Annotated in this window: 20 protein-coding genes and 1 pseudogene; 9 read left to right on the top strand and 12 right to left on the bottom strand. The window is 75.3% G+C overall.

Annotated elements, in window-relative coordinates; all coding sequences use genetic code 11:
• The first annotated feature begins 44 nt into the window (after nt 1-44).
• The gene (valS, locus tag IE330_RS14965) at nt 45-2,648 is read left to right on the top strand and encodes a valine--tRNA ligase (RefSeq protein ID WP_190136478.1); all 2,604 of its coding nucleotides are present in this window, start codon (nt 45-47) and stop codon (nt 2,646-2,648) included.
• Nucleotides 2,649-2,699: 51 nt separating this feature from the next.
• On the top strand, nt 2,700-3,605 hold the full coding sequence (locus IE330_RS14960) for an LURP-one-related family protein (RefSeq protein WP_190136477.1): 906 nt from the start codon (nt 2,700-2,702) through the stop codon (nt 3,603-3,605).
• Between the two features lie 81 nt (nt 3,606-3,686).
• Here the strand turns inward: IE330_RS14960 and IE330_RS14955 are convergent, their stop codons facing one another.
• Both IE330_RS14955 and IE330_RS14950 read right to left on the bottom strand, forming a co-directional pair.
• Nucleotides 3,687-4,622 carry a DMT family transporter gene (locus IE330_RS14955; protein WP_190136476.1) on the bottom strand — a complete coding sequence of 312 codons (936 nt, stop codon included), beginning with the start codon at nt 4,620-4,622 and terminating at the stop codon, nt 3,687-3,689.
• Nucleotides 4,619-5,749, bottom strand: coding sequence for a phosphatase PAP2 family protein (locus IE330_RS14950; RefSeq protein ID WP_190136475.1), 1,131 nt, complete (start codon nt 5,747-5,749; stop codon nt 4,619-4,621). The genes IE330_RS14955 and IE330_RS14950 overlap by 4 nt, the downstream gene beginning before the upstream one ends.
• Before the next feature lie 174 nt (nt 5,750-5,923).
• On the opposite strand from IE330_RS14950, the pseudogene IE330_RS14945 reads away from it, so the two are divergent.
• A pseudogene (locus tag IE330_RS14945) lies at nt 5,924-6,541 on the top strand (TetR/AcrR family transcriptional regulator); the annotation flags it as partial.
• A gap of 529 nt (nt 6,542-7,070) precedes the next feature.
• On the opposite strand, the gene IE330_RS14940 reads toward IE330_RS14945, so the two are convergent.
• The 4 genes from IE330_RS14940 to IE330_RS14925 all read right to left on the bottom strand — a co-directional run bounded on the left by IE330_RS14940 (nt 7,071) and on the right by IE330_RS14925 (nt 12,567).
• The gene (locus IE330_RS14940) at nt 7,071-8,000 is read right to left on the bottom strand and encodes a DUF2510 domain-containing protein (RefSeq protein ID WP_190136474.1); all 930 of its coding nucleotides are present in this window, start codon (nt 7,998-8,000) and stop codon (nt 7,071-7,073) included.
• Between the two features lie 691 nt (nt 8,001-8,691).
• Nucleotides 8,692-9,894, bottom strand: coding sequence for an anhydro-N-acetylmuramic acid kinase (locus IE330_RS14935; RefSeq protein WP_190136473.1), 1,203 nt, complete (start codon nt 9,892-9,894; stop codon nt 8,692-8,694).
• Nucleotides 9,895-10,201: 307 nt separating this feature from the next.
• On the bottom strand, nt 10,202-11,236 hold the full coding sequence (locus tag IE330_RS14930; RefSeq protein WP_190136472.1) for an acyl-CoA dehydrogenase family protein: 1,035 nt from the start codon (nt 11,234-11,236) through the stop codon (nt 10,202-10,204).
• Nucleotides 11,236-12,567, bottom strand: a complete 1,332-nt coding sequence (locus tag IE330_RS14925) for an acyl-CoA dehydrogenase family protein (RefSeq protein ID WP_229925651.1) — start codon at nt 12,565-12,567, stop codon at nt 11,236-11,238. The genes IE330_RS14930 and IE330_RS14925 overlap by 1 nt, the downstream gene beginning before the upstream one ends.
• Before the next feature lie 166 nt (nt 12,568-12,733).
• Here IE330_RS14925 and IE330_RS14920 point away from each other — a divergent pair, with 166 nt between their 5' ends.
• The 4 genes from IE330_RS14920 (at nt 12,734) to IE330_RS14905 (ending at nt 18,334) form a co-directional block, all read left to right on the top strand.
• Nucleotides 12,734-13,516, top strand: coding sequence for an SDR family oxidoreductase (locus tag IE330_RS14920; RefSeq protein ID WP_190136471.1), 783 nt, complete (start codon nt 12,734-12,736; stop codon nt 13,514-13,516).
• 219 nt (nt 13,517-13,735) lie between these two features.
• On the top strand, nt 13,736-14,290 hold the full coding sequence (locus tag IE330_RS14915; RefSeq protein WP_190136502.1) for a TetR/AcrR family transcriptional regulator: 555 nt from the start codon (nt 13,736-13,738) through the stop codon (nt 14,288-14,290).
• A gap of 45 nt (nt 14,291-14,335) precedes the next feature.
• Complete coding sequence (locus IE330_RS14910) at nt 14,336-15,493, top strand: acetyl-CoA C-acetyltransferase (protein WP_190136470.1); 1,158 nt, start codon at nt 14,336-14,338, stop codon at nt 15,491-15,493.
• Between the two features lie 192 nt (nt 15,494-15,685).
• Nucleotides 15,686-18,334, top strand: a complete 2,649-nt coding sequence (locus tag IE330_RS14905; protein ID WP_190136469.1) for an ATP-binding protein — start codon at nt 15,686-15,688, stop codon at nt 18,332-18,334.
• Between the two features lie 186 nt (nt 18,335-18,520).
• Here IE330_RS14905 and IE330_RS14900 read toward each other — a convergent pair whose 3' ends face one another.
• The 4 genes from IE330_RS14900 to IE330_RS14885 form a co-directional block, all read right to left on the bottom strand.
• Nucleotides 18,521-19,591 carry an NAD(P)H-dependent flavin oxidoreductase gene (locus IE330_RS14900; RefSeq protein ID WP_190136501.1) on the bottom strand — a complete coding sequence of 357 codons (1,071 nt, stop codon included), beginning with the start codon at nt 19,589-19,591 and terminating at the stop codon, nt 18,521-18,523.
• A gap of 14 nt (nt 19,592-19,605) precedes the next feature.
• Entirely contained in the window at nt 19,606-20,379 is a 774-nt protein-coding gene (locus IE330_RS14895; protein WP_190136468.1) for a CoA-transferase subunit beta, read from the bottom strand.
• On the bottom strand, nt 20,376-21,224 hold the full coding sequence (locus IE330_RS14890) for a CoA transferase subunit A (protein WP_190136500.1): 849 nt from the start codon (nt 21,222-21,224) through the stop codon (nt 20,376-20,378). Before IE330_RS14890 ends, IE330_RS14895 begins: the two co-directional genes overlap by 4 nt.
• Before the next feature lie 101 nt (nt 21,225-21,325).
• Entirely contained in the window at nt 21,326-22,111 is a 786-nt protein-coding gene (locus tag IE330_RS14885; RefSeq protein ID WP_190136467.1) for an enoyl-CoA hydratase family protein, read from the bottom strand.
• A 71-nt stretch (nt 22,112-22,182) separates the two neighbouring features.
• On the opposite strand from IE330_RS14885, the gene IE330_RS14880 reads away from it, so the two are divergent.
• Both IE330_RS14880 and IE330_RS14875 read left to right on the top strand, forming a co-directional pair.
• Entirely contained in the window at nt 22,183-22,974 is a 792-nt protein-coding gene (locus IE330_RS14880) for an SDR family oxidoreductase (protein ID WP_190136466.1), read from the top strand.
• Between the two features lie 94 nt (nt 22,975-23,068).
• Nucleotides 23,069-23,995: an SDR family oxidoreductase gene (locus IE330_RS14875; RefSeq protein ID WP_190136465.1), complete on the top strand. Its 927-nt coding sequence runs from the start codon at nt 23,069-23,071 to the stop codon at nt 23,993-23,995.
• Between the two features lie 119 nt (nt 23,996-24,114).
• On the opposite strand, the gene IE330_RS14870 is transcribed toward IE330_RS14875, so the two are convergent.
• Nucleotides 24,115-25,110, bottom strand: a complete 996-nt coding sequence (locus IE330_RS14870; protein WP_190136464.1) for a DUF3048 domain-containing protein — start codon at nt 25,108-25,110, stop codon at nt 24,115-24,117.
• Between the two features lie 85 nt (nt 25,111-25,195).
• Nucleotides 25,196-26,902, bottom strand: a complete 1,707-nt coding sequence (locus tag IE330_RS14865; RefSeq protein ID WP_190136499.1) for a hydroxysqualene dehydroxylase — start codon at nt 26,900-26,902, stop codon at nt 25,196-25,198.
• Nucleotides 26,903-26,906: the final 4 nt, after the last annotated feature.

Below are 26,906 nucleotides of genomic sequence, written 5' to 3'. Positions count from 1 at the left end.
AACCGGGTGAGCCGCGAGGCCCGCCGTCGTTAGCATGCCGGGGCATGACCCCACCCCACCGCCCCAGCGGCGCCCCCGACAGGCCCGTCCTCGACGGCCTGGAGAAGAAGTGGTCCCGGCGGTGGGAGGACAGCGGCGTATACGCCTTCGACGCGGACGCCGCCCGCACCGGGCCGCGCGACGCCGTCTTCTCCATCGACACCCCGCCGCCCACGGTGAGCGGCTCCCTGCACGTCGGCCACGTCTTCTCGTACACGCACACCGACGCCGTCGCCCGCTACCAGCGCATGCGCGGCAAGAACGTCTTCCACCCCATGGGCTGGGACGACAACGGCCTGCCCACGGAGCGCCGCGTCCAGAACCACTACGGCGTGCGCTGCGACCCCTCCCTGCCCCACGACCCCGACTTCACCCCGCCCGACCGGCCCGGCAAGCGTCAACTGCCCATATCACGGCGCAACTTCATCGAGCTGTGCGGGCGCCTCACCGCCGAGGACGAGCGGGCCTTCGAGGACCTGTGGCGCACGCTCGGTCTGTCCGTGGACTGGTCACTGACGTACCGGACCATCGGCACCCGGGCCCGCGCCACCTCCCAGCGGGCCTTCCTCGACGACCTGGCCCGCGGCGACGCCTACCTCGCACAGGCGCCCACCCTGTGGGACGTCACCTTCCGCACGGCCGTCGCCCAGGCCGAACTGGAGGACAGGGAGCGGCAGGGCGCCTACCACACGCTCCGCTTCTCCGGCCCCGACGGCCGCACCGTCCTCGTCGACACCACCCGGCCCGAACTGCTGCCCGCCTGCGTCGCCCTGGTCGCGCACCCGGACGACGAGCGGTACCGCGACCTCGTCGGCACCACCGTCCGCACCCCGCTGTTCGGCGTCGAGGTGCCGGTCGCCGCCCACCACCTCGCGGAGCCCGGGAAGGGCACGGGCATCGCGATGGTGTGCACCTTCGGCGACACCACGGACGTCACCTGGTGGCGCGAACTGCGGCTCGCCACCCGGCCCGTCATCGGCTGGGACGGCCGCTTCCGCGCCGAGCCGCCGACCGGTCTCACCACGCCCGCGGCCCGGTCCGCGTACGCCGCGCTGGCGGGTGCCACCGCGCACACGGCACGCGAACGCGTCGTCGAGCTGCTGCGCGCCGACGGGACGCTGCACGGCGAACCGCGCCCCGTCACGCACACCGTGAAGTACTTCGAGAAGGGCGACGCGCCCCTGGAGATCGTCACCACCCGCCAGTGGTACGTGCGCAACGGCGGCCGGGACGAGCGGCTGCGCGCCGCGCTCCTCGCCCGCGGCGCCGAACTCCGCTGGCACCCGCCGCACATGCGGGCCCGCTACGACGCCTGGGTCGAGGGCCTGAGCGGCGACTGGCTGATCAGCCGGCAGCGCTTCTTCGGGGTTCCCGTCCCGCTGTGGTACCCGCTCGACGGCGACGGCACCCCGGACCACACGCGCCCGATCGTCCCGGAGGCGGCGGCGCTGCCCGTCGACCCCCGCGCGCAGACGCCGCCCGGCTACGCGGAGCACCAGCGCGACCAGCCGTACGGCTTCACCGGCGACCCCGACGTCATGGACACCTGGGCCACCTCGTCCCTGACCCCGCAGATCGCCGGGCGGTGGCTGACGGACCCCGGGCTCTTCGCCGTGGTCTTCCCGATGGACCTGCGCCCGCAGGCCCACGAGATCATCCGCACCTGGCTGTTCGCCACGGTCGTGCGCGCCCACACCGGGCACGGCAGCCTGCCGTGGCGGCACGCCGCGATCTCCGGGTGGATCCTCGACCCGGACCGCAAGAAGATGTCGAAGTCCAAGGGCAACGCCGTCACACCCGTGGACCTCCTCGACCGGCACGGCGCGGACGCGGTCCGCTACTGGGCGGCGAGCGGCCGTCCCGGCACGGACACCGCCTTCGACGTCGGCCAGATGCGGATCGGGCGGCGGCTCGCGACGAAGCTGCTGAACGTCGGGAAGTTCGTCCTCGGCCTCGGCGACGCCTCCGATGCCGGGGGCGGAGCCGGGGCTTCGCCGGCCGGGGTCACCGAGCCGCTCGACCGCGCCCTGCTCGCCGAGCTCGCCACGGCCGTCGAGGAGGCGACCGCCGCGTTCGAGGCCTTCGACCACGCCCGTGCCCTGGAGCGCGCCGAGCGGTTCTTCCGGCGCTTCTGCGACGACTACGTGGAACTGGTCAAGGCCCGCGCCTACGGCGACCACGGCGGCGCGGCCGGGCGGGAGTCGGCGCGCGCCACGTTGCGCACCGCCCTCGACACGGTCCTGTGCCTGTTCGCGCCGGTCCTGCCCTTCGTGACCGAGGAGGTCCGGTCCTGGTACGCGGCGGACTCCGTGCACCGGGCGGCCTGGCCGTCGGCCGCGGCGCTGCGGGCACGCGCCGGGGACGCGGACCCGGCGGTCCTCACGACGGCCGCCGAGGTCATCGCCCGGGTCCGCAAGGCCAAGTCCCTCGCCCAGGTGTCCATGCGCGCCGAGGTCGCCACGCTGGAGCTGCACGGGCCGAGCGCGGTCCTCGGGCGCTTCGCCCTCGCCGAGCCGGACGTCCGGGCGGCGGGGCGGGTGGGAACGGTGTCGGCGCGGGAGGCCGGCGGGGAGCTGCGCGTGGAGGTGCTGCTCACGGCGTTCCACTGAGCGGAACGCGGGACTGGCGGAGCCCACAGGGGGTCGCGGTACTGTGCCCGGGTGACAACGCAATCGAACACACCTGCAGGCTGGTACCCCGACCCCAAGGGCGCTTCCCAGCTCCTCCGCTGGTGGGACGGTTCCCAGTGGACCGACCACACCACCGCGGACCAGCAGGGCACTCCCGCCCAGCAGGGCACTCCCGCCCAGCAGGGCGCCCCGGCCCAGCAGGTTCCGCCGCAGGCCGCCCCCGCGCAGGCGCCGTTCGCCGCGCCGCAGCAGCAGGCGGCCCCGGCGGCCGACCCGGCGAAGGTCCAGCGCCAGGTCCAGCAGCAGGCGGGCATCACGCCGCACGCGCACGGCGGCGGCACCCTGTTCACCGAGCCCGTCCTCGTGGTGAACCAGAAGGCCAAGCTCATCGAGCTGACCAACGAGTACAAGGTCATGGACCAGTCGGGCAACCAGCTCGGCTCGGTCACCCAGGTCGACCAGAGCGCGCTCAAGAAGGTCGCCCGGTTCGTCTCCAGCCTCGACCAGTTCATGACGCACACGCTGGAGATCCGCGACGTGCACGGCCAGCCGCAGCTCCGGCTGACGCGGCCGCGCAAGTTCATGAAGTCGCGGGTGCTCGTGGCGCGCCCGGACGGTCAGCCGGTCGGCGAGATCGTCCAGCAGAACGTCTTCGGGAAGATCAACTTCGCGATGATGGCGAACGGCCAGCAGGTCGGCGCCATCAAGGCGGAGAACTGGCGCGCCTGGAACTTCTCGATCGTCGACCACAGCGACACCGAGGTCGCCCGGATCACCAAGACCTGGGAAGGCCTCGCCAAGACGATGTTCACGACGGCGGACAACTACGTCCTCCAGATCCACTTCCAGCTCCCGGAGCCGCTCCTGAGCCTGGTCGTGGCCACGGCCCTGACGGTCGACACGGCCCTCAAGCAGGACTCCCGCGGCCTGGGCTAGCGGGCACGGGCACCCGGCGTACGGATGCGGCCGCACTCCCTGGGGGCGTGCGGCCGCATCCGTACGTGCGAGGTGCCCGTGCTATCCGCGGTGCGCGGCCAGCACCTCGGCGGGCTCGGGCTGGCCGGGGATCGAGGGCAGGTACTCCGCCACGGCCGGGGGAGCCGCCACGGGCCCGGGCCCGGCTGCGGCCGCGCGGGGCGAGCGGGTCAGGAGCACCACCCCGTACGCGGCGAGGGCGGCGCCCGCCACCGCGAGGGAGATGCCGCCCGCGCCGCCCCGCAGCCGTTCGCCGAGCAGGGCCACGCCGATGACGGACGCGGCCACCGGGTTGGCGAGGGTGACGACGGCGAGCGGCGCGCCGAGGCCGCCCCGGTAGGCGGTCTGCGACAGCAGGAGGCCGCCGACGGCGAACGCCGCCACGAGCAGCGCCACGACCACGACCCGCCCGCTGAGCAGCGGGCCCGAGGTGTCCGTCGCCGCGACCGTCACGGTCTGCGTGAGCGCCGAGGCCACGCCCGAGGCGAAGCCGGACGCGGTGGCGTGCCGCAGCCCCGGACGCGTACCGGGCCGCGACAGCAGGCCGATCACGGCGGCCGTCACCGCGGCGACCGTGACCGCCTCCGGCAGGGTCAGCGTGTCCTCGGGCGCGGGCCCGGACGCGGTGAGCAGCAGCGCGCCCAGGCCGATCAGCGTGAGCCCCGTACCCCGCCACTCGAGCCGCGTGACGCGCCGCCCGGCGAGCCGCGCGCCCAGCGGCACGGCCGCGACGAGAGTGAGCGCGCCGAGCGGCTGCACCAGGGTGAGGGGCCCGTACTTGAGGGCCGCGACGTGCAGCAGCGCGGCGGCGGCGTTCAGCCCGACGGCCGACCACCACGCCCCGCTGCCCAGCAGCCGCAGCAGCCGGGGGCCGGAGTCCGCCAGGCGCGTGGCCAGGCGCTCCTGGGCGACGGCCGCGGCGGCGTACGCGGCGGCCGAGACCAGGGAGAGCACGACGGCCAGCAGCGGGGCGCTCACCGTGCGGCTCCGGCACCGACTCCGGCACCGACTTCGGCCTTCGCCACGGCTCCGACTCCAGCCTTCGCCACGACTCCGGCTCCGGTTTCCGCTCCGGCGCCGACTCCGGCGCCGACTTCGGCCTTCGCCACGGCTCCGGCTTCGGTCTTCGCTCCGGCTCCGGCGCCGGCCCAGGTGTGCGCTCCGGCGCCGGTTCCCGCTCCGGGCCCGGCTGTGGCGCCACCTCCGGCCCCCGCTGCGGCTTCCGTTTCCGCGCGACCCGCCCCGGCCTCGGTCGAGGCCAGGTCCGGTGGGGTCGGGCGCCCGGGGAGCGAGCGGCGCACCACCCGCGACGGGGCCGGGCGCGGCGGTCGCAGCACGGCCAGGGCGATGCCCAGCAGCGCGGTGGCCACGAGCGCGTCGAGCCAGTAGTGGTTCGCGGTGCCGACGATCACCAGCAGCGTGACCAGCGGGTGCAGCAGCCACAGCCAGCGCAGCCGGGAACGGGTCGCGGCGATCAGCCCGACGGCCAGCATCAGCGCCCAGCCGAAGTGCAGCGACGGCATGGCCGCGAACTGGTTGGCCATCGAGTCGCTCGACGGCTTCGCGGCGTACACCGAAGGCCCGTACACCCGCGCGGTGTCCACCAGGTGCGTCGCCGCCAGCAGGCGCGGCGGGGCGAGCGGGAAGGCGAGGTGCAGCGCGAGGGCCGCGGTGGTGAGCACGGCGAGGACGCGCCGCGCCCACACGTAGTGCCGGGGGCGGCGCGCGTAGAGCCACACCAGGAACAGCAGCGTCGCCGGGAAGTGCACGGTCGCGTAGTACGTGTTCGCCACGTGCACCAGGCCGTCGCCGTGCAGCAGCGCGTCCTGGACGAGGCCCTCGCCCGGCAGCCGGACGGCCCGCTCGGCGTCCCACACGCGGTGCGCGTTGCGGAACGCCTCGCCGGTGTGGCCGTTGGCGAGCTGCCTGCCGAACTTGTACACGAGGAAGAGACCGACCACGAGCAGCAGCTCGCGGACGAGCGGCGGCCGGGCGACGGCGCCGTGGGCGGCCGGGTGCGGCGGTGCGCCGGCCTTCCGGGGCCGCCCGGACGGTATCGCGGGATCGGGCCCGGCGGGCGCGGTGCGGGATTCGCGGGCTTTCATGCCCCGCCCCTTTACATGACGACTGGGTGGTGCGGTGACGCGGTGCTGCTGGCGCCGCGCTCACATCGATACGGTGATGTACCGATACGCCAGTGTACCGAAACGGTGGCGTACCGGTACACTGGCGTATCGATAAGGTGTCGGCGCACCGCCGCACCGAGGGGATGAGGAGTCATGACGTCGCGGGAACCGGCACGGGAGTGCGCGCACGGCCGGGCGGTCGGCGCGCGCCGCTCCAAGATCACTCCGGAGCGCGAGCAGGAGTTCTACGACGCCGTCCTCGAGCAGCTCCGTGAGTGCGGGTACGAGGCCGTGACCATGGAGGGCGTCGCCGCCGCCACCCGGTGCAGCAAGTCCACGCTCTACCGGCAGTGGAAGTCGAAGCCCCAGTTCGTGGCGGCCGCGCTGCGCGCCAATCGCTGTGTGCGGTTCGCGGGCATCGACACCGGTTCGGTCGCCGGTGACCTGCGCGCGGCGGCCCGCGCGGCCGCCGCGTGGAGCGAGCGGGACACGATGCTGGTCCAGGCGCTCAGCCACGCGGTGCAGCAGGACGAGGACCTGCGGCGGGCGCTGCGCGAGGCGCTGGTGGAGCCGGAGGTCCAGGCGGTCGACGTGATCCTGCGGCGCGGCGTGGAGCGCGGCGAGCTGCCTGCGGACCACCCGGCCAGGGAGTTCGTCGCGGCGCAGCTCTTCGGCGTGCTGCGGGTCCGCCCCATGCTGGAGGGCAGGAACGCGGACGCGGAGTACCTGACGCGGTTCGTGGACGCGGTGCTGCTGCCGGTCCTCGGCGTGGCGGAGGGCGGGGGGTCCAGGGCGCCCGTGGGAGCTGCCGAGAGCGGGCCCGGGGCCGTGACGGGCGGCGGGCCGGATGCCGCGGCGGCCGACGGCGGCGGACCGGGAGGCGTGGCGATCGACTGCGGTGGTCCGGGAAGCGCGGCGGCCGACGGCCGCGGTCGGGGAAGCGCGGACGCCGTCGGTGGCGGCCCGGGCGGCGGGGCGCCCGCCGGCTGCGGCTGGGACGCCGTGACGCACGACGGCCCGGGCTGTGGGATCGCGAGCCCCGAGACCGCGGCCGAGCGGGCTGCGGCCCGGAAGGTCGTGGCCCAGGGCACGGCCCCGGCCGAAGGCGCGGCCCCGGCCCAGGGGACGGCTCCGGCCGACTGAGACGTGGGCCCCGGTCCGTGGGATGCGCGGACCGGGGCCCGCCCGCGCCGCACCGTGGGGACGGGGGCGGCGCTCCCACCGTCGGGTGGGCCGAGTGCGCTCGGCCCACCCGACGGCGGTTTCCCCCCGGCTCTCCGGGGCCCGCGGCCACCCCGCGCTAGACCTGCTGCCCGTCGCCGCCGCCCCCGCCGCGGGCCTCCTTGATCCCCTTGGTGATCGTGTCCATGGACGACACGGGCGGCGCGTCCTCGTGGTCGTCGACGCCGAAGCGGACCAGCACCATCGTCATGTCGTCGGCGGGGGACTTGAACGCGAGCGACTGCACGTAGCCGTCGGGCCCCTTACGGGTCTCGGCCTTCCAGCGCACGAGGTAACCCTTCTGCCCGGCCACCGTGACCGGCTTCGAGAGCAGCTCCTTGTGCGACTTCAGCGAGCCGCCGTAGATCGTGCCGCCGTAGGACTCCTCCGCGTTCTTCTCGATGTCCGCCTTGGCCGCCGCCTCCGGCGTCGACGCGGTGACCTTCAGCCGGACCGCGGGCGCCGAGAAGGCGCCGCCGCGCACGCACTGCTTGCCGGAGTCGCCGGGGCAGGGGTACTCGCCGGTCTTCACGCCCGCGCCGACACCGCTCGACTCGCCCTTCCAGCCGTCGGGCACGGGCATGCTGATCCCGCTCGCGGTGTCGGTGGCGTACCCCTTCTCCGTCCCGGGCCCCTCGGACGGGCCCGGCGAACCGTCGGGCGACTCGCTCCCGCCGTCGTCGTCGGGGCCCGGCTTCTCGGGCGCGGACGGGGCCGGGGGCTTGGCGCTGTCCTTGTCGTCGTCCTCGTCACCGGCGGTCAGCGCGTAGACACCGCCGCCGATGCCCGCGAGCAGGACCAGCGCGACGCCCACGCCGATCGCCGTACGGACACGGCGCCGCCGCGGGTCCGGCGGCTGCGGGGGGTAGCCCGGGCCGGGGTGGCCGACGGCGCCCGGGGCGCGGACGTGATCGGTCCACGTGGTCCCGTCCCACCACCGCTCGGAGGGCGGGGCGCCAGGGATCTGCCCGGGGTCGGGGTACCAGCCGGGTGGAGTCGCGTGCGTCATGGCCGTCAGGGTAGGACCCCCGCCTGAAAGCCCGATGAGAGGGGCCCGCGGGTTCCGGCCAACTCCCGCGCGTCGGCACGGGTTCGTCCCGGTCGGACCCATATGCGGACCTGCCCTGCATCCGCGGACCCGCCCCGGATACGCGGACCCGTCCCGGACCGACCGCTGTCCCCGCGCCCCCCCACCGGCCCACATCCACGCGGCCCGCACCGGTTCGGGCACGGCGAACGCGTCCGATCCCACGAGCCCGTCCCGCACGGCGGCGACCCAGCCGCCCCGACGCGGTGCCGGTCGACACCGGGACGGCCCTTCGCCAAGGGGCGGACGGCGGACTTCCCCAGGGGCGAACGGCAGACGCGGCTGAACGTACGCCGACCGGCGCGGCCAGCGGACGACCACCAGCGCGGCCGGCGGACGACCACCAGCGCGGCCGGCGGCGGCAACCGCTGCGCCCGGCGGAGGGCAGCCGACGCGGCCCCACAGAGGACAGCGGGCCGTCCGTCCGACCGAACCGGCCATCGCCCGCTCCGCCGAACTGGTCCTCATCCGCTCGGCCCCATCGGGCGCGGCCCGCTCGACTGCACCGGCGCTCGGTCACACCTGCCTCGTCCGCCCCGGCCGTTGTTCGCTTCGCCGGAGGGGCCGTCCACCGCTGGCCGCACCAGCCCCGACCGGCCCAACCATGGTCCGCTCAGCCGCGTTGGCCGTCCACCACGAGGCGGGTCGGCATCGGCACCGGAGTCTCCCGGTCCGTGTCGGTCAGGCCCGGCAGGCGCAGGCCCGCGCGGCCGGGGGTGAGGGAACCGAGGACGCTCGGGTGCCGCGCCCCGGTGCTCGCCGGTACGGTGCCGGGCAGGCCGTGGGCCGTCAGGAACCCCAGGACGGCGAAGGCGTACGACTCCTTCGCCGCCGACGGCAGCCCCAGGTCGTCGGAGCGGCGCACCGGCACTGAGGGGCCCAGCTCCTCGCGCAGCATCGCCATGAGCGCGGGGTTGCGGACGCCGCCGCCGGAGGCGAGCACCTCCGTCGCCCCGGCCGCGCGCACCGCCGCCGCGACCGTCAGCGCCGTCAACCGCGTCAGCGTCGCCACCACGTCCTCGGCCGCCAGCCCCTCGAACCCGCGCAGCGCCTGGCGCAGATAGGCCGGGTGGAACAGCTCCTTGCCCGTCGTCTTGGGCGCGGGCAGCGCGTAGTACGGCTCGTCGAGCAGCCGGGCGAGCAGCTCCCCGTGCACGGTGCCGCGCGCGGCGAGCTCGCCCTCCCGGTCGTACGCCAGGTGCGCGGCCCGGCCCTCGGGGGTCAGCTCCCGCACCGCCGCGTCGATGAGCGCGTTGGCCGGGCCCGTGTCGTAGGCGGTGCCGTCCGGGGCGGTGATGTTGGCGATGCCACCCAGGTTAAGCGCCACCGGGGTGCCGGGCCGGCCGCGCAGCCACATCTGGTCCACCAGGCTCACCAGCGGCGCGCCCTGGCCGCCCGCCGCGACGTCCCGCGGCCGGAAGTCCGCGACCACCGGCAGGCCCGTGGCCTCCGCGATCCACGCGGGCTGGCCGATCTGCAGGGTGCCGCGGACCTGCCCGTCGGCCACCCAGTGGTAGACGGTCTGCCCGTGCGAGGCGACCAACTCGGCGCGCCCGTCGCACAGTTCCCTGTCCGCCTCCACGGCCGCGGCGGCGAAGGCCTGCCCGATGAGCGTGTCGAGGCGGCACACGTCGGCCAGCGTGGTGGCCGCCGGGGGCAGGGCGGTCGCCAGGGCCGAGCGGAGCGCGTCGTCGTAGCCGCGGCTGATGAGGCCCAAGGGGGTCAGGACCAGGCGGTCGCCGTCGAGGTCGAGGTCGACGGCGCCGGCGTCGATGGCGTCGTAGGAGGTGCCGGACATCAGGCCGATCACACGCACGGAGTCTCCTCTTTCCGGTCTTCCGGTTCCGCCAGCCCGCGCGCCGGGCACGGCCCTTCCCACTATGCCCCCACACCGCGGCCCCTCACGGAAGCGCCCCCTCGGCCCCGGATCAATGCGCTTTCCCCACGCGCCCCTTACGGCGCCGCACTGCCACCGGGCGCGCGCGCCAGACCCGGCACAGCGCCTCCGCGGGCCCGGTACCGTCACGCCTACAGCCCGGTGCCACCCCCTTGACGCCCGCGCGAGCGCCGCGTGCGCCCCCGCCGCCCCGGGCTCGTCCGTACGGGGGCGTCGAGCGGGGCGCTCACCCGGGGTGGCCGGGGCTCACCGGTCTCCTCGAACCCGTCGGGGCGGGGGGCAGGGACAGGCCGCGCCAGTGGCTGACACTGCCCCAGGCTCCCCGCAGGGCACGCGCCTTGAGCAGCCACAGGGACAGGTCGTACGCGGAGCTGTAGCCGATCGCGCCGTGCAACTGGAGCGCGGCCCGCGCCGAGCGGTACGCCGCCTCCGCCGCCGCGACCTTGGCGGCCGCCACGTCCCCCCACCCTTCCTCGTGGAGCGTCACCGCCGCCCCGAACACCAGCGGCCGCGCGAACTCCAGCCCCACCAGCACGTCCGCGAGGCGGTGCTTGACGGCCTGGAAGGAGCCGACCGGCACCCCGAACTGCGTCCGCTGCTTCACGTACGCCACGGTCCGGTCGAGCAGCGCCGCCCCCACGCCGAGGCACTGCGCGGCCGTGGCGAGGGCCGCCCACCGCAGGGCCCACCGCGCCGCCCCGGCCACCGCGGGCCCGGAGGCCAGCACCTCCCCGCCGGGCAGGGGCTTGGCGAGGCGCCGCGGCGGGTCGCGGGACGCCCGCACGCGCACGGTGCCGGGCGCGAGCCGCACCTGCCCGGCCTCGACGGCGAGGACGAGCGACGCGGCGTCCGCGTCGAGCACGTACGGCCCGGTCCCGGGCAGCGCGAGCGTCGCCCTGGTCTCGCCCGCCACCAGGGAGGGCAGCAGTCGCTTCGCGGGCGCGGTCACGCCCCGCTCGGCGAGCCGGGTGAGGAGCGCCGCCGCGGCCGCGGTCTCCACCAGCGGCCCGGGCACCGCGTGCCGCCCCAGCTCCACGAAGGCGACGGCCACGTCGACGGGCAGCGGTCCCACGCCCTCGTACTCCTCGCCCGCCACCAGCGTGAACACCCCGGTGTCCGCGAGCCGCCGCCACACCGCCGCGCCCGGCGCGTGGTCGCCGGCGGCCCAGGCGCGTGCCACCGCCGGGGTGTCCGCGGCCGTCAGCAGGCCGTCGAGGGAGCGCGCGAACGCCCGCCGCTCGTCGTCCAGGAGGAACCTCATCAGCGCCGCCCCCTGGGCAGGCCGAGCAGCCGCTCGGCGACGATGTCGCGCTGGATCTCGTTGGTGCCCGCGTAGATCGGCCCCGCGAGGGAGAAGACGTACCCCTCGGTCCACGCCGAAGGATCCCCACAGCCACCCTCCGCGCCCTGGCCCTCCGCGCCCTGGCCCTCCGCGCCCTGGCCCTTCGCGCCTTGATCCCCCGCGCCTTGGCCCTCCGCGCCTCGATCCCCCCTGTCTTGGGCCTTCGCGTCTCGGTCCCCCACTCCCTGCCCCTCCGTGCCCGGGGCCGCGGCCCCGGCTTCCGCCCCCGTCAACTCCCCCTCCGCACCCAGCAGGTCCAGCGCCGCCTCGTGCACCGCGATGTCGTACTCCGACCAGAACACCTTGTTCAGGCTGGACTCCGCGCCGAGCGTGCCGCCCGCCCGGATGCGCGAGGCGCCGGCCCAGGTGAAGAGCTGGTACGCGCGGGCGCCGATCACCGCGTCGGCCACCCGGTCGCGCAGCGCCGTGTCGGCCGGGTCGCCGTACGCGTGCCACAGCCGCACCAGGCGGTCCGCCGTGGCGAGGAAGCGGCCGGGGGAGCGCAGCGTCAGGCCGCGCTCGGCGCGGGCCGTCGACATGGCGATGCGCCAGCCGTCGCCGGGCGCCCCGATCACGTCCTCGTCCGGGACGAAGACGTCGTCCAGGAAGACCTCGGCGAAGGCGGGCTTGCCGTCGAGCCTGCCGATCGGGCGGATCGTCACGCCCTCGGCGTCCAGCGGGAACATCACGTACGTCAGGCCCTGGTGCGGCCGCTCCGCGCGCGGGCCGCTGCGGAAGAGACCGAACGCGCGGTCGGCGAACGCGGCCCGCGACGACCAGGTCTTCTGCCCGCTCAGCCGCCAGCCGCCCGCCACCGGCCGGGCGGTGGCCCGCAGCGACGCCAGGTCCGACCCGGCCTCCGGCTCCGACCAGGCCTGCGCCCAGACGACCTCGCCCCGCGCCATCGGGGGCAGCACCCGGGCGCGCTGCTCCGCGGTGCCGTGGTCGAAGAGCGTCGGCGCCAGCAGGCTGATGCCGTTCTGCGAGACGCGGGCGGGGGCGCCCGCGGCGTAGTACTCCTCCTCGAAGAGGAGCCAGGAGACGAGGTCAACGCCCTGCCCGCCGTACTCCTCGGGCCAGGCCACCACGGACCAGCGGTCCGCCGCCAGCTCGCCCTCCCACGCGCGGTGGGCGGCGAAGCCCTCCTCGGTCTCCAGGGACGGCAGGGGAGAGCGGGGCACGTGCGCCGCGAGCCAGGCGCGCGCCCGCAGCCGGAACTCCTCTTCCCACGGGGTGAAGTCGAGGTCCATCCCCTGCTCCCGTCTCTCGCCGCACACGCGGCCACTCGCCGCTTCCGTCCGCTCCGCCGCGCAGCACCCACCGCCCGCCGCCCGTCGGTACCGACTCTTCCCTAACAAGTGTTTGGTAGATTATCGTGTGGAGGGTCGGACGTCGAGCACTCGATCGGGGGACGCCATGGCAGCACCGACGTACGTGCCCGGACACGGCCTGCTCACCGGCCGCGCCGCCGTCGTCACCGCGGGCGCCGGCGCGGGCATCGGCGGCGCCACGGTCCGCCGCTTCCTGGAGGAGGGCGCCCGCGTCGTCATCGGCGACGCGCACGCGCGCCGCACGAAGGAGGCGGTGGCCGCGCTGGCCGCCGAGTTCGGTGCCGCCCGCGTCGACGGCGTGCGCTGCGACGTGACGGACGAGTCCGAGGTGGCCGCGCTGTTCGACCTGGCCGAGCGGAGCCACGGCGGCCTGGACATCGTGGTGAACAACGCGGGCCTCGGCGGGACGGCGGCCCTCACGGAGATGACCGACGAGGAGTGGCACCGAGTCGTCGACACCACCCTGACCGGCACGTTCCGCTGCACCCGCGCCGCCCTGCGCCGCCTGCGCGCCACCGGCGGCCAGGGGGTCGTGGTGAACAACGCCTCGGTGCTCGGCTGGCGCGCCCAGGCGGGCCAGGCGCACTACGCCGCGGCGAAGGCCGGTGTCATGGCCCTCACCCGGTGCGCCGCCCTGGAGGCCGCCCCGCACGGCATCCGGGTCAACGCGGTCGCGCCGAGCCTCGCCCTCCACCCCCACCTCGCCAAGGTCACCTCGGCGGAGGTGCTGGACGAGCTCACCGCGCGTGAGGCCTTCGGGCGGCCCGCCGAGCCCTGGGAGATAGCCAACGTGATCGTCTTCCTCGCCAGCGGCTACTCCTCGTACATGACGGGTGAGACGGTCTCCGTCAGCAGCAGGCACCCCTAGGCGGAGAATGAGCGCGTGCCGACCCAGAAGCAGACCCCGAACCAGCAGAGCCGCCAGGACCAGGAGAGCCGTCAGGACCAGCAGAGCCGCCAGGACCAGCGGCAGGCCCCGGACCGGAAACCGAGCCGCAAGCGGACAGACCAGAGCAACCGGGCCAACCCGACCAGCCCGGCCACCACCAGCCCGGCCAAGGACCAGGGCGAGCGCCGCTCCGAGCTCCTGCGCATCGCCGCGGACGTCTTCGCCGAGCAGGGCTACAAGGCCACCACCGTCCGCAAGATCGCGGACGCCGCGGGCATGCTCGCGGGCAGTCTCTATTACCACTTCGACTCCAAGGAGTCGATGCTCGAGGAGATCCTGCGCACCTTCCTAACCGAGCTGTGGGACGGGTACGAGGCCGTCCTCGCCGCGCCGCTCGGCCCGCGCGAGACGCTGGAGGCGCTCGTCACCGAGTCCTTCCGGGAGATCGACCGGCACCGCGCGGCCGTGGCGATCTACCAGAAGGAGTCCCGGCACCTGGTCGCCCAGACCCGCTTCGAGTACCTCCTGGAGTCCCAGCGGCGCTTCGAGAAGACCTGGCTCACGACGCTCGAACGGGGCGTCGCCGACGGCGTCTTCCGCGCCGACCTGGACGTCCGGCTCACCTACCGGTTCGTCCGCGACACCGTCTGGGTCGCCGCGTCCTGGTACCGGCCGGGCGGCGGCCACAGCCCCGAGGAGATCGCCCGCCAGTACCTGTCGATGGTGCTGGACGGCATCGCCGTCCGCGCCTAGCCCGGCGCCGCCGCGCGGCGCCCGTCACGCGAGGAGTACGCAGCCATGGCCGAGGCCTACATCGTCGAAGCGGTCCGTACGCCCGTCGGCAGGCGCGGCGGCGGACTCGCCGCCGCGCACCCCGCCGACCTCGGCGCCCACGTGCTCACCGCGCTCATGGAGCGCAGCGGCGTGGACCCCGCCGCCGTCGACGACGTCGTGTTCGGCTGCCTGGACGCGGTCGGCCCGCAGGCCGGTGACATCGCCCGTACGAGCTGGCTCGCCGCCGGGCTGCCCGAAGAGGTGCCGGGCGTCACCGTCGACCGGCAGTGCGGCTCCTCGCAGCAGGCCGTGCACTTCGCCGCCCAGGCCGTCCTCTCCGGCACCCAGGACCTCGTCGTCGCGGGCGGCACGCAGAACATGTCGATGGTCCCCATCGCCTTCGCCTCCCGGCGGGCCGCCGAGCCCCTCGGCCTCACCGAGGGCCCCTTCGCGGGCAGCGCGGGCTGGCGCGCCCGGTACGGGGACAAGCCCGTCAACCAGTTCCACGGCGCCGAGCTGATCGCCGAGGAACGGGGCATCTCACGGCGGGAGATGGAGGAGTACGCGCTCGGCTCCCACCGGCGCGCGCTGCGGGCGCTCGACGAGGGCCGCTTCGACCGCGAGGTCGTGCCGTACGGGGACGTGACCGCCGACGAGGGGCCGCGCCGCGACACGACCCTGGAGAAGATGGCGGCCCTCAAGCCCGTCCTCGACGGCGGCCGGATCACCGCCGCCTGCTCCTCCCAGGTCTCCGACGGCGCCGCCGCCCTCCTCATCGCCGGTGAACGCGCGGTGCGCGACCACGGCTTGACGCCCCGCGCCCGCGTCCACCACCTCTCCGTGCGCGGCGAGGACCCCATCCGCATGCTCACCGCGCCCATACCGGCCACCGCGCACGCCTTGCGGAGGACCGGCCTGACGCTCGACGCCATCGACCTCGTCGAGATCAACGAGGCCTTCGCGCCGGTCGTCCTCGCCTGGCTGCGGGAGACCGGCGCCGACCCCGGGCGGGTCAACGTCAACGGCGGCGCCATCGCCCTGGGCCACCCCCTCGGTGCCACCGGTGCCCGGCTGATGACGACGCTCCTGCACGAACTGGAGCGCACCGGCGGCCGGTTCGGCCTCCAGACCATGTGCGAAGGAGGGGGCCAGGCCAACGTCACGCTCGTCGAACGCCTGTGACCCGCGCCCCCGCCCCGGTGCGCCGTCCCGGGCCGGGCGCCGCCGCCCGCGGCCCGTACCCCGCGGGTGGCCCGGCATATGACCGGGTGTCACCCGTGCGGGAGGAGCTGGCCGGACCTCGCTCCGTGACGGGCCCGACCCGGCTAGTCTCAAGTTCTGTACGTCGATTGAGCGACCCCGGGAGGTAGCGCGATGACGCAGGGACGGCCCGGAGGTGGCGCCTGGTCCCCGCTGTGGGAGCGCGACGAGGAGACCCGCGCTGCCGAGCGGGCCGTGTCCGCCCTGTGCTCCGACCGGACCACCGAGGGCGGCCTCCTCGTCTTCAGCGGCGAGGCCGGCATCGGCAAGACCGCGCTCATGGCCGAAGTGCGCCGCATCGCCCACGACCGGGCCACCGTCTGGGCCGCGCGCGGCGGCGAGACCCTCCAGTCCGTGCCCTTCAACGTGGTGCGCCAGCTCCTCCAGCCCGCGCTCGTCGCCTTCTCGCCCGACGAGGCCCGGGCCTACCTCGGCGACTGGTACGAGATCGCGGGCCCCGCCCTCGGCATAGCCGAGCCCGGCAGCGGCAGGCCGGACCCGCAGGCCGTGTGCGACGGCCTGGTCGCCGTGGTCTCCCGGCTCGCCCGACTGCACTGGCCGCTCGTCCTGCTCGTCGACGACGCGCACTGGGCCGACCAGGAGACGCTGGCCTGGCTCGCCGCGTTCGCGGAGCGCCTCGACGACCTCCCCGTCCTCGTCGTGGTGGCCCACCGGCCCGGCGACGCCGAGGGCGAGCGCGCCCGCCTCCTCGACCGCATCGGCGAGGCGGCCCGGCCCGCGACCGTGCTGCGCGCCCTCACCCCGGACGCCACGGCGGGCCTGACCCGCGCCACGCTCGGGGAGCACGCCGACGACCCCTTCTGCCGCGAGGTGTGGGCCGTCACCGGCGGCAACCCGTACGAGTCCGTGGAGCTCCTCGCCAAGGTGCAGGACAGCGAGCTGGAGCCGGCCGAGAGCTCCGCCGCCGAACTGCGCGCCCTGAACCGCACCGCGCGCGGCCGCGGCCTCGTCGCCCGCCTGGAGGAGCTCGGCACCGACGTCGTCCGCCTCGCCTGGGCCGCCGCGATCCTCGGCTCCGCGATCTCCGTCGACCTCGCCGCGTCCCTCGCCGGGATGCGCCGCGACGAGGCCGAGCGGTGCGCGGAGCGGCTGCGCGCCGCGCGCATCGTGACCGGCGGCGAGGAGGGCCTGGAGTTCGTGCACCCGCTGATCGCCTCGGCCGTGTACGACTCCATCCCGCTCGCCACCCGCACCGCCATGCACGGCCGGGCCGCCTGGGCCGTCACCCGCTCCGGCCTCGGCGCGGCGGCCGCCTCCCGGCACCTGCTCGAAGTCATCCCCGACGACGATCCCGAACTCGTGGAGCAACTGCGCCAGGCCGCCACCGAACACCTCGCCGTCGGCGCGCCCGACGCCGCCCGGCGCTGCCTGGAGCGGGCCCTGGACGAGCCGCCCCGGCCCGACGTGCACGCCCACGTGCTCTACGAACTCGGCTGCGCCACCCTGCTCACCTCGCCCGCCACCACCATCCGCCATCTGCGCCAGGCCCTGGCGACGCGCGGCCTGAGCCAGGAGCTGCGCGTCGACGCCGTGTGCCGCCTCTCCCAGGCACTGGTCCACAACGACCAGCTCGGCGAGGGCCTGCACGCCATCGCCGAGGAGGCGGCCCGGCTGCCCGAGGGGCCCGCCCGGCTCCGCCTCCAGGCCGTGCACTTCATGTGGGAGGGCATCCACGCGGGCGAGGAGGACTCACCCGGGCGCTCCCGCCGCCTCGCCGCGCTCGCCGGCCCCCTGACCGGCCGCGACAACGCCGAGCGGGCCCTGCTCATCCTGCGCGCCTTCGACGCGATGACCCGCGGCGAGAACGCCGAGGAGGTCGTCGAGCTGTGCGACCGCGCCCTCGTCAACGGCCGCCTCGCGCCCGGCCTCGGCTGGACCGACGCCGAGTGGAGCTTCGAGCTGCGCCTCATGCTCGGCGGCTCGTACGCGTTCGCCGACCGGCTCGACCGCGCCGAGAGCCTGTTCACCGAGGCGGTCAAGGCCTGCGAGACGGCGGGCTGGGGCGGCGGCCACCTCGCGCTCGCGCACGCCTTCCTCGGCTACGTGTACCGCCGCCGCGGACGGCTCAGGGACGCCGAGAAGTCGCTCCGCGAGAGCCTGCGCCTTGCCGACCGCGTCGGCCAGGGCCAGCTCCCGATGCACTGGGAGGCGGCCAGCATGCTCATCGACACCCTGCTCGCCCGCGGCCACGCCGAGCAGGCCGAGACCGTCGCCGAGCGCTACGGCTTCGCGCCGCCCTCCGCGTCCACGATCTACGTCCCCGACGCGATGTCCGTCCGCGGCCGGCTGCTCCTCGCGCTCGGCCGCCGGGAGGAGGGGCTGAACGAACTGGAGGCCACGGCGAAGGCGCTGACCGCGCGTGGCCAGTACAACACGGTGCTCGCGCCGTGGGCGTACGACCTGGCGCGGGCGCTCGCCGCCGAGGACCCGCGGCGCGCCGCCGACATCGCCGCCGACGCCCGCGTCCAGGCCGAGCGCTTCGGCACGGACACGGCCATCGGCGAGGCCCTGCGGTGCGAGGCCGCGCTGGCGTCCGGCGCGCGCTCCACCGCCCTGTACGCCAAGGCCGTGGCCTATCTGGAGGCCTCGCCCTGTGCGTACGAGCACGCCGTCGCACGCGTCGAGTACGGGTTGGCCGCGGGCAGCGTGGAGGAGCTGCAGCGGGGGCTCGCGCTGGCGCGGAGCTGTGGGGCGGACGGGTTGGCGGCTCGTGCCGAACGGGGGCTGGCGGGGGCGCCTTGAGCGGGGGCATCGGCCTTCGGCCTCGTCCTCAAGCGCCGGACGGGCTGGATCTTCGCGCTTCGCGCTCGTCCTCAAGCGCCGGACGGGCTGGATCTTCGCGCTGCGCGCTCGTCCTCAAGCGCCGGACGGGCTGAAACTTCGCGCTCGTGCTCATGTGCTGGGCGGGCTGAAAGTTTGTGCTCGTGCTCATGTGTTGGGTGGGGCGTTCGGGTGTGGGGGGAGTAGGCGTGTGAGGGTTTCGTGGGTTTCTTGCATGATGCGGGTGATGAGGGTTTCGCAGGTCGGGAGGTCGTCGATGAGGGCTGCTACCTGGCCGGCGGCCATGATGCCGTGGTCGGGGTCGCCGTTCACCAGCGCCGACTTGAGGAGCATGGGGGTGTTCGCGGCCAGGAGCGTCTGAGTCCAGGTGAGGTGCTTGGTGCGGCGCAGGGCGCGGCCCTCGCGGAGCAGGTCGGGCCAGGTGCGGCCGGAGAGGCGGCGGAACGCGGCGGCGTGCCGGAGGGCGTGGCGGAGGGTGCGGAGGCGGCCGGCGCGCTCCAGGGCCGTCACCAGGTCCGTGCGGAGCATCCGGTGGGGCAGGCCGTCCACCCGGGTGGTGAGGGTGACGTCCTTGGCCGTGGCCGCCAGATAGCGGGCCTTCACCGCGTCGGGGACCGGCGAGTCCGCGGTGAGCAGGAAGCGGGTGCCCATGGCCACGCCCGCCGCGCCGTAGGCGAGGGCCGCCACCAGGCCGCGGCCGTCGTGGAAGCCGCCCGCCGCGATCACGGGGATGTCCACGGCGTCCACGACCTGCGGCAGCAGCACGGTCGTGGCTACGTCACCGGTGTGGCCGCCGCCCTCGCCGCCCTGGACGAGGACGGCGTCCGCGCCCCACGCCGCGACCTTCTCCGCGTGCCGGCGGGCGCCCACGGACGGGATGACGAGGACACCGGCGTCCTTGAGCTCGGCGACGAGGTCCCGGGACGGGGCCAGGGCGAAGGACGCCACGCGTACCCCTTCGGCGGCGAGCAGCCGGACGCGGTCGCGCGCGTCGACCGCGTCCGCGCGCAGGTTCACCCCGAACGGGGCGTCCGTGCGGGACTTCACCTCCCGTACCGCCGCGCGCAGTTGCTCCAGGGTCATCGTGGCGGAGGCCAGGATGCCCAGCGCCCCCGCCGCGGCCGTCGCGGACACCAGGCGGGGGCCCGCGACCCAGCCCATGCCGGTCTGCACGATCGGGTGCCGCACCCCGACGAGCCGGGTCAGGGGCGTCCGCAGCAGCGGCACGGCCGTCATGAGGGAACCTCGCGCTCGCGCAGGCCGGTGGGGTCCAGGACGTCGCGGATCAGGTGGAGCTCGGCCGGGGTGGGCGCGCGGGTGACGTCCGGGTCGTCGGGGACGCGCAGGTCGAAGGCGGTCGCCTCGCGGATCTGACGCGGGGTCACGCCCGGGTGCGCGGACACCAGCCGCATCGAGCGGTCGGGGGTCGCGAAGTCGAACACGCCCAGGTTCGACACGACGCGGCGCAGCTCGTGGAAGCGGGTCGCCGACGGGCCCGCCGCCGCGGCGCGGTCGTACCCGACGCCGCTGACCATGTCGACCCGTGCGACGAACACCCGCCTCGCGTGCTTCGGGATCCAGTAACTGACGGGGTGGTTGAGGGTGTTGGCGGGCGCGCCGCGCACGCCGATGAGCTGCCGGGCGGGGCGGTGCCAGTCGCCCACGCAGGAGATGTTCTGGTTGCCGAAGCGGTCGATCTGGCTCGCGCCCATCATGACGTGCCGCCGCCCGCCCAGCACCATCGTCAGATGGCGGCGGTACGGCAGCCAGCCCTCCGTGACCTCCGGGCGCGCCCCCAGCGCGGGCACGTCGCCCATCAGGAGCGCCTCGCCGTCCGTGAGCAGCAGACCGGGCGCGAACGTCAGCTTGGCGAGGCGGGCGCCGAGGGCCGGGACCGTGCCCATGGGGGAGGCCAGGACCTCCCCGTCGCCGCGCCAGGCCTCGGCGCACGCCACGACGCAGTACTCGGCGCGGGTGGCGCCCGGGGGAGTCGCGGGAAGCGTCATCGCTGCTCCTTGTGCCAGGCCCGGACGGCGAGGTGGTAGTCCTCCTCGTCGCCGGACAGGAAGCGGCGGTGGAACGCCGCCCAGGCCGCCGGGTCGGCCGCGGCGGTGGCGTAGGCCTTCTGGAACGGCTCGTCGCGGCCGTAGTCCGGGGCGCAGGAGGTGAAGTGCGCTCCCTTGGGTGTCTGGGTCACGCCCGTGACGCTGTGCCGGGAGACGAGCAGGGTCTGGGGCGCGGCGTGCCGGGCCGGCTCGCCGGGGGCGACGAGCCGCTCGCAGGACACGTACGCCGCGTCGGCGGCCTCGCAGAACAGGTCGTCGAAGTACGGGTCGGGCCCCAGGTACTGGCCGTTGCCGCGGTGGTCGGCGCGGTTCAGGTGCACCAGGGCCGCGTCCAGGCGCAGGGCGGGGACCGCGACCAGTTCCTCGCCGTCCTCGTACGGCGACGTGACGGTGCGCAGGCCGGGGTTGACGCGCAGCACGTCCGAGCCGGGGCCCGCGCGCACGGGCAGGAACGGCAGCCGCTGGGCGGCGGCGGTCAGGCCCTGCAGGAACATCGCCTCGTCCAGCTCGACCAGGTCGATGCCGCCGCGCTCGCGGGCCGCCCGGAAGTGCGGCTCCAGGGGGATCGAGTCGAGCGTCACGAAGGCCGTGACCAATGTGCGGATCTTCCCCGCGGCGGCGAGCAGCCCCACGTCCGGGCCGCCGTACGCCACCACCGTCAGGTCGGTGACGGGGGAGCGCAGCAGCGCGCGCACCAGCGCCATCGGCTTGCGGCGCGAGCCCCACCCGCCGATCCCCAGCGTCATCCCGCTCTCCAAGCGCCCCACGATCTCCTCGGGCGTCATCGTCTTGTCCAGGGGGTCCGTCTTCTCCTGGGCGTCCGTCCGTCGCGCGGTGCCCGCCGTGTCCCGGGTGTCCGGGGTGCCAGGAGCGCCCATCGCGTCCGTCATGCCGTGCCCTCCTCACCCTGGGCGCCCTGCGGACCCCGTACGCCCCGCTCGCCGAAGCCGGCGCGGACGCGGGCGGCCACCCCGCTCAGGCCCGCCTCGAAGGTGAAGCCCTGCTCGAAGCGGTAGCTCCGGCGCACGTCCACCGGGTCGATGCCGTTGATCGCGGCCTTCGCCAGGCGCAGCAGCGTGCCGTCCTTGCCGGCTATCTCGCGGGCCAGCTCCAGGGCCGCCGCGGGCAGTTCGGCGCGTGGCACCACCCGCCACACCGAGCCGTGCGCGTGCAGCTCGGCGGCGGTGACCGTACGCCCCGTGTAGTACAGCGCGCGCATCAGGTGCTGGGGGACCAGGCGGGCCAGGTGCGTGGCGGCGCCGAGCGCGCCCCGGTCCAGCTCCGGCAGGCCGAACGTGGCGTCGTCGCTCGCCACGACCGCGTCCGCGTTGCCCACGAGGCCGATGCCGCCGCCCAGGCAGAAGCCCTGCACGGCCGCGACGACCGGCACCGCGCAGTCGTACACCGCGGCGAAGGCCTCGGCGCAGCCGTGGTTGACACCGATCAGCGCGTCGTGGCCGGGGTCGTCGCGCAGCTCCTTGACGTCCACGCCCGCGCTGAACCCCCGGCCCTCGGCGGTGAGGACCACGCAGCGCACCGCCGGGTCGCGGCCCGCGGCGCGCACCGCGTCCGCCAGCGCGAACCAGCCCCGCACCGGCAGGGCGTTGACCGGGGCGTGGTCCACCGTGACCACGGCCACGCCCTCCCTCGGGGGCGAAGTGGAGACAGGCATCAGAGGATCCGCTACCTTTCGACCAGCGCCTTCAACCAAACATTTGTTAGTTCCTCAGGAAGGTAGCAGCGATGACTGACAATCGACAGGTGGTCGTGGTCACCGGCGGTACGCGTGGCGTCGGCGCCGGGATCGCCCGCGGCTTCCTCGCCGCCGGCGCGCGCGTCGTCGTCTGCGCCCGCAACCCGCCCGCCGAGCCGGTCCGGGCCCCGCGCCGGGGAGCCCGCCGCGAAGGCCCGCCCGCCACCGCCGAGTTCCGCCCGGTCGACCTGCGCGACCCCGACGCCGCTCGCGCCTTCTGCCTCGGCGTCGCCGCCGACCACGGCCGGATCGACGTCCTGGTGAACAACGCCGGAGGCACCCCCTTCGGCCTGCTCGCCGACACCCCCGCCGCCCGCCAGGCGAAGATCGTGCAGTTGAACCTGCTCGCGCCGCTCTACGCCTCCCTGGCCGCCCATGAGGTGATGAGCCGTCAGGGGAAGGGCGGCGCCGTCATCATGATCGGCAGTGTCAGCGGCACCCGTCCCTCACCCGGCTCCGCGGCCTACGGCGCCGCCAAGGCGGGCCTGGAGAACCTGGCCCGCACGATGGCGGTGGAGTGGGCGCCGCACGTACGCGTGAACACCGTCGTGCTCGGCCTGGTGCGCACCGAGAGCGCCCATCTGCACTACGGCGACGAGGACGGCGTCGCCGCCGTGGCCCGCACCATCCCCCTGGCCCGCCTCGCCGAGCCCGCGGACGCCGCCGACGCCTGCCTCTTCCTCGCCTCCGACGCCGCGCGCTACATCAGCGGCGCCGCGCTCCACCTGCACGGCGGCGGCGAGCGGCCCGCGTTCCTGGACGCCGCGACCGTCAACCACTGACCCCGCGGCCCGCCGCCCCCGCCAGGAGCAGCCCGGCCCCCGAGGCACGTCGCCCCCCCCATACGCCAGCCGTCCCGTACGAAGGAGAGTCTGTATGACCACCACCGCCGCATCCGGGATCTGTGCGGGCCGCGTCGTGATCGTCACCGGCGCGGGCCGGGGCCTCGGCCGCGCCCACGCGCGCGCGTTCGCCGCCGAGGGCGCGCGGGTCGTCGTCAACGACCTGGGGGCCGCCCTGGACGGCTCGGGGGCCTCCGGGGACCCCGCCCAGGACACCGTGGCGGAGATCCGCGCCGCGGGCGGCGACGCCGTCGCCCACGGCGGCGACGTCGCGACGCCCGAGGGGGCGGAGTCCCTGGTGCGGGCCGCCGTGGAGGCGTACGGACGCCTCGACACGCTCGTCAACAACGCGGGCTTCCTGCGCGACCGCATGCTCGTCAACCTGGACGAGGACGACTGGGACGCCGTCCTGCGCGTGCACCTGAAGGGGCACTTCCTGCCCCTGAAGCACGCGGCCCGGCACTGGCGGGCCGCCGCCAAGGCCGGAGGCGCGCCGCACGCGTGCGTGGTCAACACCAGCTCGGGAGCGGGCCTGGCGGGCAGCGTGGGTCAGGGCAACTACAGCGCCGCCAAGGCGGGCATCCTGGGGCTCACGGCGGTCGCCGCCGCCGAACTCGCGCCCTACGGGGTACGTGTGAACGCCATCGCGCCCGCCGCGCGCACCCGGATGACCGAGCGGACCTTCGCCGAGGCCATGGCCGCACCCAGGGAGGGCGGGTTCGACGCGATGGCCCCGGAAAACGTGTCCCCGCTGGTCGTCTGGCTGGGCTCGGCCGCCTCCGCCGGGGTCACGGGCCGCGTCTTCGCGGCCGAGGGCGGTCGCATCACCGTCATGGAGGGCTGGCGCCCCGGCCCCAGCGCCGACAAGGGCACCCGCCGCAGCCCCGCCGAGGCGGGCGACACGGCCCTGGAACTGCTCTCCAGGGCCGAACCGCCCCAGCCGGTGTACGGAGCGCGCTGACCTGGCCGCCCTCGCCCGCGACGCCCACGGGCCCGCCGACCCGCTCACTGGAACGACAGCTCCCTGGAACGACAGCTCACCGGAACGACAGGAACACCGCGACCCGCCGTCCGCGCCCCTCACGCCTTCGTGAACACCACCCACACCGGCCCCGGCGCGAAGGCCAGCGGCCTGCCGTCCGCCGTGGTGAACTCCGTGCCGTCCTGGGGCGACGTCCGCCGCCAGCGCGCCTCGTAGGCGCGGCCGTCCCGCAGCACCCGCGCGGTGCCCGCGCCCACGGTGCGGCTGAAGGGCGAGGAGTTGCCCCAGCCGTCGCGGAAGCGCGAGTCGCGGATGTCGACGCGCTGCTCCACCACCGTGGCCGCCGACAAGGCCTTGCCCGACGGCGTCCGGGCGGGCGTGCCGTCCATCGCGATGTGCCAGCGGCCCTCGTACTCGACCCAGGTGAACGCGAAGTTCGCCGAGGGGAAGTCGACCGTGTGCCGCGTCGCCGGGGTGCCGCCCGCCGGTGCCGCCCCGAAGCGGAACCCCGTGCTCTTCAGGCCGGCCTCGTCGACCCGCGCCCCCAGGGCCTTCGGCCGGACGTAGAGGTTGTGCGGCGAGGGCCGCGACTCGTCCCGGTGGTACGCCTTCTCGGTGCTGTCCTCCGGCGGCAGGGCGCGCAGCGGGGCCGCGTCGATCAGCGGGAGCAGCTTGGACTGTGCCCCGGAGAATGCCAGCGCCGGGCCGTCGAACTGGCGCAGCAGCTCCAGGTCCGTCTCACGCGCGCTGCGCACCGGGCCGACCACCGGCGGCAGCTTGCGGGCGTACACCGCCATCAGCCGGCTGAGCCCGGACTCCACCTGCTCCACGTAGACGATGTCGGCCGCCTCCAGACCGGTCCCCGGGCGGGCCGGCTGGACGTTGTCGATCTTCACGGCGAGAACCCGGCCGTCGGCCGGCTTGCCGGGCGGACCCTGCCGTACGGCTTCCTTCCTCGGCTTCTCGGGATTCTCGGCCTGCTCCGCCAGTGTGCAGGCGGGCGCGAGTGCGGCGAGCGCCGTCACCAGGACCGCCGCCCGCCGCACTCGCGCTCCTCGCGCCGTGGTGTGTGCCACGCGTGTTCGCCATGTCATGCCGGGGGTCTACCCGAACCGACCGGGAGATCTATCAGCAATTACCCCTTTTCGACCCAATTTCCGCCCCATGTCGGCCTAGCTCTCAGCCCAGGTCGAAGGCGTTCGGCAGGCCGAGGCGGTAGCGGGCGCGGTCGGCGCGCTTGAGTCCTTCCAGCTCCGGGGCGCGGTAGAGGGGCTTCACCGTGCACCGCTTCGCGTCCGAGCCCACCCGGTCGAGGAGGGCGTTGACGGCCTGGCGGGCGGCGGCGTTGGCGCCCTCCATGGTGGCCAGGTCGATGTCCACGGCCACGTAGTCGCCCGCCAGGAAGAGGTTGGGGACCTTCGTGGCGGCCGAGGGGCGGTTGTGCAGGGTGCCCACGGGGTGGATGAGCAGCTCGTCCTCGTTCGTGGGGTTCGGGCCGCCGATGCCGTCGACGCCCGGGTCCAGGTACCAGGAGTGCAGCTTGCTGTCGCTCAGGACCTGTTTGCCGGTGTCGTTGAGGTGGGCCTTCAACTGCGCCCACACCTCGCGCGCCACCTCCTCGCGCGTGCACTTCTTCGCCGTCTTGCCATACAGGATGCCCGGCTTGTCCCACTCGGAGATGTCCACGGACAGGCAGTCGAGGACGGTGCCGTCGCCGTAGTCGGCGGGGAAGTCGCGGCCCTTCCAGTGCGCGGCCTGCGCGATGCCCGTCAGCGACCACGCCGAGTCGACGCAGTTGAAGTGCCCCTCGACGATCTTCGGCCGCTCCGTCAGATAGAACTGAATGCCCGTCATCCAGTCCGTCCGCAGCTTGTCGCAGCGCGCGAGCTGCGGATCGGCCGCGCGCAGCGCCGCGCCCCAGGTCCTGCGGGCGTGCTCCACCGGCATGGCCTGCACGTAGTGGTCGGCCGTGACGTCCTGGCGGGCGCCCCGGGGGTCCTCGATGACCGCCTTGGTGACGCGTCCGCCGCCGTACGCCACCTCGCGCACGGTCCAGCCGACGCGGAAGTCGACGCCGAGCGATCTCAGGTGCTCCACCCAGGGGTCGATCCAGGCCTCGTTGGTCGGCGCGTTCAGGATGCGGTCGGGCGGGCCGTCCGCGCCCCGGCCGAGCGCGTTGAACACGAAGGCCTCGCCGAGCGTGCCGACGGTGCGGGTGCTGGCCACCTCCGCCTTGGTCGCCACGATGTTGCGGGTCACGCCGATCGCGAGGATGCGCCGGTAGTCGTAGCTCATCCGTTCGGCCCGTACGAAGTCCCACCAGGGCTCGGCCTCCCACTGGTCGTCACGGCGCTCGTCGCAGCTCGTGAGGAAGACCAGGGCGCGGTTCACGAAGTACGCGACCTCGTGCGCGGGGATGCTGAACGCCGTGTCGAGGAACGCGGTCAGCGCGCGGGCGATGTCGTCCGGGGTGAGGTCGGCCGGGGTGCCGTCCCGGCCCGGGATGGGCATCCGGATGTCCTCGCGGCCCCCGGAGCGGGCGAAGCTCATCTCGGGCGGCGCGACCAGGTTGTCCCAGACGCCGTTGCGGTTCCCGGGGAAGGGGATGCGGCGCATCGTGTCCGGCAGGTTGTGGTAGATCCCCGGGATGAAGCGGAAGCCGTGCTCGCCCGGCAGCGGGGCGCGGGTGCCCTTCGCGCTGTCCGGCACGCCGAAGCTGCGGGCCTTGCCGCCGAGCGCGCGGCGCTCGTAGACGGTGACGGCGAAACCGCGCTCGGCGAGCTCGTGCGCGGCGGTCAGGCCGGCGACGCCGCCGCCGAGCACCGCGCCGGCTGGGCCGGCCGGGGGCGGGGCGCGGGGCGCCCGCGGCAGGGCGCCGAGGCCCAGCGTG

Origin of the sequence: Streptomyces longispororuber, assembly GCF_014656095.1 — a bacterium.
GTDB lineage: Bacteria > Actinomycetota > Actinomycetes > Streptomycetales > Streptomycetaceae > Streptomyces > Streptomyces longispororuber.
The sequence above is the reverse complement of the archived record's forward strand: the minus strand, read 5'-3'. Positions and strand labels throughout refer to the sequence as shown.

Bases quoted from the DNA above. Each gene is read 5' to 3' on its own strand.
- valS (WP_190136478.1), top strand. From the start codon at position 45: ATGACCCCACCCCACCGCCCCAGCGGCGCCCCCGACAGGCCCGTCCTC.
- IE330_RS14950 (WP_190136475.1), bottom strand. From the start codon at position 5,749: ATGAAAGCCCGCGAATCCCGCACCGCGCCCGCCGGGCCCGATCCCGCG.
- IE330_RS14940 (WP_190136474.1), bottom strand. From the start codon at position 8,000: ATGACGCACGCGACTCCACCCGGCTGGTACCCCGACCCCGGGCAGATC.
- IE330_RS14930 (WP_190136472.1), bottom strand. From the start codon at position 11,236: ATGAGGTTCCTCCTGGACGACGAGCGGCGGGCGTTCGCGCGCTCCCTC.
- IE330_RS14925 (WP_229925651.1), bottom strand. From the start codon at position 12,567: ATGGACCTCGACTTCACCCCGTGGGAAGAGGAGTTCCGGCTGCGGGCG.
- IE330_RS14920 (WP_190136471.1), top strand. From the start codon at position 12,734: ATGGCAGCACCGACGTACGTGCCCGGACACGGCCTGCTCACCGGCCGC.
- IE330_RS14910 (WP_190136470.1), top strand. From the start codon at position 14,336: ATGGCCGAGGCCTACATCGTCGAAGCGGTCCGTACGCCCGTCGGCAGG.
- IE330_RS14905 (WP_190136469.1), top strand. From the start codon at position 15,686: ATGACGCAGGGACGGCCCGGAGGTGGCGCCTGGTCCCCGCTGTGGGAG.
- IE330_RS14895 (WP_190136468.1), bottom strand. From the start codon at position 20,379: ATGACGCTTCCCGCGACTCCCCCGGGCGCCACCCGCGCCGAGTACTGC.
- IE330_RS14890 (WP_190136500.1), bottom strand. From the start codon at position 21,224: ATGACGCCCGAGGAGATCGTGGGGCGCTTGGAGAGCGGGATGACGCTG.
- IE330_RS14885 (WP_190136467.1), bottom strand. From the start codon at position 22,111: ATGCCTGTCTCCACTTCGCCCCCGAGGGAGGGCGTGGCCGTGGTCACG.
- IE330_RS14880 (WP_190136466.1), top strand. From the start codon at position 22,183: ATGACTGACAATCGACAGGTGGTCGTGGTCACCGGCGGTACGCGTGGC.
- IE330_RS14875 (WP_190136465.1), top strand. From the start codon at position 23,069: ATGACCACCACCGCCGCATCCGGGATCTGTGCGGGCCGCGTCGTGATC.
- IE330_RS14870 (WP_190136464.1), bottom strand. From the start codon at position 25,110: ATGACATGGCGAACACGCGTGGCACACACCACGGCGCGAGGAGCGCGA.